Raw genomic sequence first — 7,261 nt, 5'->3', positions numbered from 1 at the left:
GACGCGCTCGCGGAGTCCAGCAGGAACAAGCCGTAGCCGTAATCGCCCTCGTTGCTCCACACGTAGTCGGGCGCGGGCAGCCCCTCGGCCGCCGCGACACGCGTCATCTCGCCGGTGAAGGTGACGGGGATCACCATGTCTTCCTCGTCGTGGTACGCCAGGCGCACGAGCACGCGCCCGGGCCACCATCCGCCCGGGTCGCCGGCCAGCTCGCGGGCGGGACGCTGGTGCAGGGTCAGGCCGGTGATCTGCCCGTCCACGATCTCCATCCGCGGCTGCACCACCGGCATCCCGGCGCGCTGGATGTACTGCTCGCCGAACGCGTCCAGGCTGGTCCCCGACGTCTCCTCCAGCGCATCCAGCAAGTCCCGCCACGTCGCGTTGCCGTACGCGTGGCGGGTCAGAAAGCGCGTGAGCCCCGCCTGGAACGCCGAATCGCCCACCAGGAAGTTCAGCTGCTTGATGATGGACGGCGCCTTGTTGTAGACGATGGGGCCGTAGTTGCTCTTCGCCAGGTCAAGGTTGGGCAGATCCTGCCACACGGGCGTGGTGCCCGACGTCTGGTCCGTTCCATAGGCCAGCGGCTTGTTGCGCAGATAGAACGTCTTCCACGCCTCGCTTTCCGGGTCCAGCTCGCCCTGCATCCGCGCGGCCATGTAGGTGCTGAAGCCCTCCTTCAGCCACAGGTCGTCGAACCAGCGCATGGTCACCAGGTCGCCGAACCACTGGTGCGCCACCTCGTGGTAGATGGTGGACTTGCGCCCGATCTGCTGGCCGAGCGTGGGCGCCTCGCGGAAGATGAACTGGTTTTCGTTGTAGAAGATGGCACCCACGTGCTCCATTCCGCCGAACGGAAAGGCGGGCGCGAGCAGCATCTCGAACTTGTCGAACGGATAGGGCACGCCGAAGTAGCGCTCCAGCCACGTCACCGCGCGCCGGTTGATGGCGATCAGCGAATCGGCCTCCACCTCGGCCGCGCGGCTGGCCCGCGCGAACAGGCCCACGCCGCCGGCCGACTCCGGCCTCCACACCTTCCACGGCCCCGCCGCGAACGCCGCGAGGTAGGTGCTGATGGGGTCCGTCTCCGCAAACGACCAGCGCCTGGCCTCTCCCGCCGGCTCCACACCCGTCGCCGCGCCGTTCGCCAGCACCTGCCACTGCCGGGGGGCGGTAATGCCGACGGTGAAGCGGGCCTTGAGGTCCGGCTGGTCGAAGCAGGGGAAGAGCTGGTTGGCGTCGGCCGGCACCAGCAGCGTGTACAGGTACGTGGAGCCGTCCGTGTCGTCCTTGAAGCGGATGATGCTGGCGCCCGATGCCGCGATCCGCGCCGTGAACTCGGCGGTCACCGTGTTCTCGCCCGCGCGCAGGTGCCGGGCGGGAATGCGCAGGTGCCCGTTCCTCCACTCCCGGTCCGCCACCGCCTGCCCGTTCGCCGTCAGTGGCCCAAGAGACGGCCCCCGGAAGTCGATCACCAGGTCGCCGGCATCCGCCACCCGGGTGAACGTGGCAGCCACCCGGCCCGACGCCACGGAATCCCGCGTCACGTCCAGCTCCAGGCGATAGCGCACGTCGCTCAGCGTGGCCGCGCGGTGTCGCGCCAGCCCGGCAGACACACCGGGGCTCATCATCTCGTCCAGGCGCGGCGCGGGGGCTTGCGCCGTGAGCGGCGGCACGGCGGAGAGCATCGCCACGGCCAGAAGGAGACAGGCACTTCGAAAGATCATCGGCAGTCCAGCGGTAAGTCGCGCATCGGCGTCACAGGCCCTTGAGCATGCAGCCCAGCATCAGCAGCGCGCCGGCAAGCAGGAGCGCCCATCGCCCCAGCTCCCAAGGCAGCTGGATACCCGCGAGCATCTCCAGCGCTCCCACCAGCCACAGGACGAACGCGATGCCCAGCGTGGTGCCGCGCGGGGACTGTGGGCGGATGTAGAAAGCCCTGCGACGCTCCGGGCAGGGGGCGCGGAAGGGAGATCCCCAAGGTAGGCGCGCGCCGCGCCGGGGGACAAGCGCCGGCGCGAGCCTCGGCAGATCAATCCGCGGCGGACTGCTCCGGCGCGGGGACGAACTCGTCTTCGAACGGGATATCGTCCTCACTCACCTCTGGCCACATCGGCTCGATCTTCTCGATGTCAGCTGCCACAGGCGAGTAGATCACGTGCCACATGTCCCACAGCATCTGCGTAGTCATCCAAAACTCCACACTAACGCCGAAGAGCCGCGCCAGCCGCAGGGCGGTGTCGGGCGTGAGGCTCCGCTTTCCGTTCACCAGCTCGTTCACTCGCGGATACGAGACGCCGATGCGCCTGGCCAACTCGGCCTGAGAAAGCCCACTCGGCTCCATGAACTGGCGCAACAGCATCTCGCCCGGCGGAGTCGGGGTGCGGTGTGTCGGGAGCATGTGAGCAATGTGCTTGCTGAGGCTGTCCGCCAATGGATCCGGGTGCTCCGCTCGTGTGATACTCATCTCTATCGCTCCTCAGTGATAGTCCACGATTTCCACATCTTCCGCGTGTCCGCCGACCCAGCGAAAACACACGCGAAATTGCCGATTGATTCGGATGCTGAACTGTCCGAGCCTGTCCCCGCGTAATGCCTCGAGGTGATTGCCGGGTGGCATCCGCAATTGCGGGAGCCGCGTGGCCGCGTGGATCTGGTCCAGCCGATCACGCGCAGCCAGCCACAGGATGGACGGGCATGTGTTCCTTGCTCGTCGTGAGTCGTTGCTGAGGAACACATCGCGTGTGCCATGATCCTTGAATGAGACGATCATCGTCGAGCGGGAGGTCTGGAGTGGCGGAATGGCCGTCCAGATCCCCTCCCGGCCGAGTATAACGGATAGCGTTATACGTAGCAAGAGTGCGCATCGTGGACAGGCGAGCGCGGTACTATGCTCTCGCGTTCCATCCACCGCAATCCCATGCGCTTAACTGGTACCACGCGTGGCGGGATGTGAACGGGGTGCACGGCCCGGCACGCGTTCTGCTCGGCTGAAAGCGTATGGATTTCCCTCGAATTTTCCTGCTGTCGCCCGCGTACTGCGGGGGCAAGCGCGGGCAGATGGTGATGCGCGACGCGGCCTCGTTTCCCCTCGCCCAGAAGCTGCGGGAGCCGGGCGGTGCGCCGCTGGGCGACGTGTTCAGCTTTCTGAGCGGGTTGTACTTCCGCGGCAAGATCGCCTACTCGCGCGCCTTTGCCGCGCCGCCGGCGGGATTGCCGGGTGCGCTGGTGATCACGCCGACGCGCGGGCTGGTGCCGCCGGAATCACCCATTCCGCTTTCCGTGCTGCGCAAGTTCGCCGAGCAGGGCGACGTTTCGGTGACGAACGCCGGCTACCGCGGGCCGCTGGAGGAGCACGCGCGGGCGCTGAACGAGGCGGCCGGGCCGGGAACGGCATTCGTTCTGCTGGGAAGCGTGGCGTCGGGCAAGTACGTCGACGTGCTGGCGGGGATCTTCGGGGAGCGGCTGCTCTTTCCCGTGGACTTCGTGGGGCGCGGCGACATGAGCCGGGGTGGGCTGATGCTGCGCGCCGCCGCCGACGGGCCGGAGCTGGAGTACGCGCCTGTCCTCGGCGCGGTGCGCACCGGCAGGCGCCCGCCCAAACTTTCACCTCGATCGTGGAAGAAATCCGCCCCATGACGCCACGCGCCGCACAGCCCGCCTCCCCCCGCGCCAGGCCCAAGGCGGCCCCGCGGCCCAGGCCCGTCACCACCAGCGTTCCCGACGCCGAGGCCACGCCCGACATCATCCCCCGGAAGGGCAAGGCGTGCGAGGTGCGCGTCGGCGGGCGGGCGGTGAACCTCACCAACCTCCACAAGCCGTTCTGGCCCGAGCTGGGCATCACCAAGGGCGACCTGCTGCGCTACTACGTTGCCGTTTCGCCGTACCTGCTTCCACACCTGGTGGACCGCGCCATGGTGATGAAGCGGTATCCCAACGGGTGGAACGGCAAGTTCTTCTTCATGAAGCGCACGCCGGAGAACGCGCCGTCGTGGCTGAAGACCTGCTCCATCGAGCACGCGTCGGCCAGCGTCATCGACTTTCCGATGGTCAACAACCTGGCCTCGCTGCTGTGGCTGGTGAACCTGGGGTGCATCGACCTGAACCCCTGGTACTCCCGCTGCGACGACACGAATCGCCCGGATTACCTGCACTTCGACCTGGATCCCGTGCCCGGCGCCGACTTCGCCAAGGTGCGGCAGACGGCGCTGATGGTGCGCGACAACCTGCGGAAGCTGGGGATGACCTCGTACGCCAAGACGACGGGGTCCAGCGGCATCCACGTGTACGTGCCCATCGTCCATGGGCCCACGCAGAAGCAGGTGTGGAGCTTCGCCAAGGAGTTCGCGCGGGCGATGGAAAAGATCGATCCGGCGCTCGTGACCGCCGAATACCGTGTCGCCAAGCGGCCCCACGGGCGGGTACTGGTGGATTACAACCAGAACGCGTGGGGCCGCACGCTGGCCTCGGTCTACTCCGTTCGCGCCAAGCCGGGGGCCACGGTTTCCATGCCGGTGACGTGGGAGGAAGTGGAGGGTGGCATCGAGCTGGCGGCCTTCGACCTCCGGAACGCCCCGGCGCGCCTCGCAAAAGTGGGAGACCTGTGGAAGCCGCTGACGCAGAAGCGCGGGCGCTTCGACCTGGCGGGGCTGCTGTGAACCTGCCCATCGCCACCGACTTTCCCGTTGCCGAGAGCGAGCAGTGGGACGCGCTGCCGACCGGCGACGAGTGGCAGTACGAACCCAAGTGGGACGGCTTCCGCTGCCTCGCCTTTCGCGACGGGGATGAGGTGGAGCTCCGCTCCAAGGCCGGCAAGCCGCTGGGCCGCTACTTTCCCGACGTGGTCGACGCCCTCCGCGGGCTGAACGCCAGCCGCTTCGTGCTGGACGGCGAGATCGTCGTGCCCGTGGGCGACGCGCTTTCGTTCGAGGAGCTTCAGCTGCGCCTGCACCCCGCGGCGAGCCGCGTGAACAAGCTGGCGGCGGCGCATCCCGCGATCATGGTGGGCTTCGACCTGCTGCTGGGCGCCCGCGGCGGCCCGGTGACGGACCGCCCCCTCCGCGAGCGGCGGGAAAAGCTGGAGGCGTTCGCCGGGCAGTTCTTCGGCGGGGCCGTACGCCTGTCGCCCGCCAGCTGCAGCGAAACGCAGGCGCGCGCGTGGCTGGAGCAGGGCGAGCGGGGGCTGGACGGGGTGATGGCGAAGCGGCTGGACCTGCCCTACCTCTCCGGCGAGCGCACGGGGATGGTGAAGATCAAGAACGTCCGCACGGTGGACTGCGTCGTGGGCGGGTTTCGCTACGCGCAGAAGGAGCCGATCGTCGGGTCGCTGCTGCTGGGCCTGTTCGACGAGCAGGGGCTGCTGAACCACGTGGGGTTCTGCTCGGCGATGAGCCGCGAGGAGCGCGAGGCGCTGACGCCGCGGCTGGAGGCGCTGCGCGGGCCGCCGGGATTCACCGGCTCCGCGCCCGGAGGGCCCAGCCGGTGGACGCGGATGAACGAGCGGTCCACGGAATGGGAATCGCTGGCGCACGAGTTGGTAGTGGAGGTGGGCTACGATCACATGAGCGGCGGCCGCTTTCGCCACGGGACCAAGTTCGTCCGCTGGCGCCCCGACAAGGCGCCGGAGCAGTGCACGTACGCGCAGCTGGGTGTGGCGGGCAGGTCGTCGCTGCGGCTGCTGGCTGGGTAGCGGCGAGTGGTAATGGGCGTAGTTCGTGTGCGTGGCCTCGGCTGCCGTGGGGCCCTCACCCGGCCGCGCTGACACGCGTGCCACCCTCTCCCGCAAGCGGGAGAGGGTTTGGGGGGCCCACCCCACACGTGAGCGAGGCCCGGCCCTGCTGGGGCGAATGAATTCGCGGCAACGACGGCCCGAAGTCCGCCTTCGCGGACTGCATGCGGAGTCGAGTGCGCCAGGCTCGCCGGAGCGCAATCGAATTCTCCCCTCTCCCGCTCGCGAGAGAGGGGCCGGGGGTGAGGGCAGCCGAGGAATGCGCCGGCCGTTTCGAAACGCACCGAGCCCTGGCCAGCAGCCTCCGCCCGCGCACCGGGCGCGGCCCATCGCACCGGGCTGGCTCCCTTCCCCCGCGGCAGTTTGCGGGGGAAGGGCTGGGGATGGGGGGCTCCCGCAGCATGCGGCGCAGCCCATCGAACCCCGATTGAAGTGCTCCTCTCTCCCGCGCTGTTTGCGGGGGAGAGGCCGGGAGAGGGGCCACCCGCGGCATGCGCCGGGCCTCGGTCGAACTTCCCCGCAGCCGATGATCGACACAGATCCGCCCCCGCCCGGAACCCCGGGCGGGGGCGGATCTCGTCCATCACCTTCCGCGCGTCAGCGGACGGTGATCTGGCGCGCCATGCCGTGGGCGATGTGCGGCTTGCCGTCCTTGGCGTCGGGGAGCATGCAGAGCAGCGCGTACTCGCCCGGCTGGAAGTCGGCCGTGATGTAGTTCACCTCGCCGCGGTCCAGGCCCGTGGTCCCCGCCACCGGGCGCCCCGGAGGGGGGCCGTTCTCGTTCATCATCCACGCCATCATGTCGTGCAGCGTCTTGCCCGGCGCCAGCTGCACCAGCACCACCTCGTGCGGCTGCACGGCCACGTTCTGCACCTTGATGGTCCGGCGCCCCGCCGTGAGCTCCGTGTTCGTCGCGAACGAGTAATCCGCCAGGTTCATGTCCAGGTCCGCCACCGGCGCTGCGGCCGCCGCGCCTTCCCCGGCAACCACGGTCAGCGGCTTGACCATCCCCTTGGCTACGTGCGGCACGCCGTCCTTGGACGGAATGAAGCAGAGCATGGCGTACGTCCCCGCCTTCAGGTCCAGCGTGGCCTCGGAGACGCCGCCACCGGGGACGGGCGTGTTGGGCCCGCCCACGAAGTGCACCCAGGGCGGCGGCGGCCCGTCGTGCCCGCTCATCCCCTGCATCAGCTCCTGCACGGTGTGCCCGTCGTCCAGGCGCACCAGCTGCACGTGATGCATCTCGGTGCCGTTGTTCACCAGGCGAATCGTCGTCATCCCCGCGGGGATGGTGGCCGGCGACTGGTAGTTGAAGTCGGCCGCGGTGATGGTCACCACGTTGGGCGCCGCGGCGGTGTCGGCCGGCTTGGCGTTCCCCTGCGTGCAGGCGGCGGACGTGGCGGCGAGCGCCAGGGCGGCAAAGAACTTCAGCGAGGTGCGTTGCATTTTCGTCGCTCCGGGTCGGCGGTCCCCGTCGTCGCCGCGGGGAGGTCAGGCTCCGGGGCACCGTGCCCCGGAACGTGCCACAAGGATAGG

Annotated in this window: 7 protein-coding genes; 3 read left to right on the top strand and 4 right to left on the bottom strand. The window is 69.0% G+C overall.

Annotation, left to right across the window (positions count from 1 at the left end; translation table 11 throughout):
- The 3 genes from VIB55_RS06625 to VIB55_RS06615 all read right to left on the bottom strand — a co-directional run.
- On the bottom strand, window positions 1–1,724 hold a 1,724-nt coding region (locus tag VIB55_RS06625), incomplete at its 3' end, for a M1 family aminopeptidase (protein ID WP_331875883.1).
- Between the two features lie 305 nt (window positions 1,725–2,029).
- The gene (locus tag VIB55_RS06620; protein WP_331875882.1) at window positions 2,030–2,464 is read right to left on the bottom strand and encodes a HigA family addiction module antitoxin; all 435 of its coding nucleotides are present in this window, start codon (window positions 2,462–2,464) and stop codon (window positions 2,030–2,032) included.
- A gap of 12 nt (window positions 2,465–2,476) precedes the next feature.
- Window positions 2,477–2,770: a type II toxin-antitoxin system RelE/ParE family toxin gene (locus VIB55_RS06615; RefSeq protein WP_331875881.1), complete on the bottom strand. Its 294-nt coding sequence runs from the start codon at window positions 2,768–2,770 to the stop codon at window positions 2,477–2,479.
- A 227-nt stretch (window positions 2,771–2,997) separates the two neighbouring features.
- Between VIB55_RS06615 and VIB55_RS06610 the strand changes: the two genes are divergently transcribed.
- The 3 genes from VIB55_RS06610 to VIB55_RS06600 are packed head-to-tail and all read left to right on the top strand — an operon-like array spanning window position 2,998 to window position 5,686.
- On the top strand, window positions 2,998–3,636 hold the full coding sequence (locus tag VIB55_RS06610; RefSeq protein ID WP_331875880.1) for a hypothetical protein: 639 nt from the start codon (window positions 2,998–3,000) through the stop codon (window positions 3,634–3,636).
- Window positions 3,633–4,655, top strand: a complete 1,023-nt coding sequence (gene ligD / locus VIB55_RS06605) for a non-homologous end-joining DNA ligase (protein WP_331875879.1) — start codon at window positions 3,633–3,635, stop codon at window positions 4,653–4,655. The genes VIB55_RS06610 and ligD overlap by 4 nt, the downstream gene beginning before the upstream one ends.
- Complete coding sequence (locus VIB55_RS06600) at window positions 4,652–5,686, top strand: ATP-dependent DNA ligase (RefSeq protein WP_331875878.1); 1,035 nt, start codon at window positions 4,652–4,654, stop codon at window positions 5,684–5,686. The genes ligD and VIB55_RS06600 overlap by 4 nt, the downstream gene beginning before the upstream one ends.
- A 636-nt stretch (window positions 5,687–6,322) precedes the next feature.
- On the opposite strand, the gene VIB55_RS06595 is transcribed toward VIB55_RS06600, so the two are convergent.
- Window positions 6,323–7,171, bottom strand: a complete 849-nt coding sequence (locus tag VIB55_RS06595; protein ID WP_331875877.1) for a hypothetical protein — start codon at window positions 7,169–7,171, stop codon at window positions 6,323–6,325.
- Window positions 7,172–7,261: the final 90 nt, after the last annotated feature.

Source organism: Longimicrobium sp., from assembly GCF_036554565.1.
Lineage (GTDB): Bacteria > Gemmatimonadota > Gemmatimonadetes > Longimicrobiales > Longimicrobiaceae > Longimicrobium.
The sequence above is the reverse complement of the archived record's forward strand: the minus strand, read 5'-3'. Positions and strand labels throughout refer to the sequence as shown.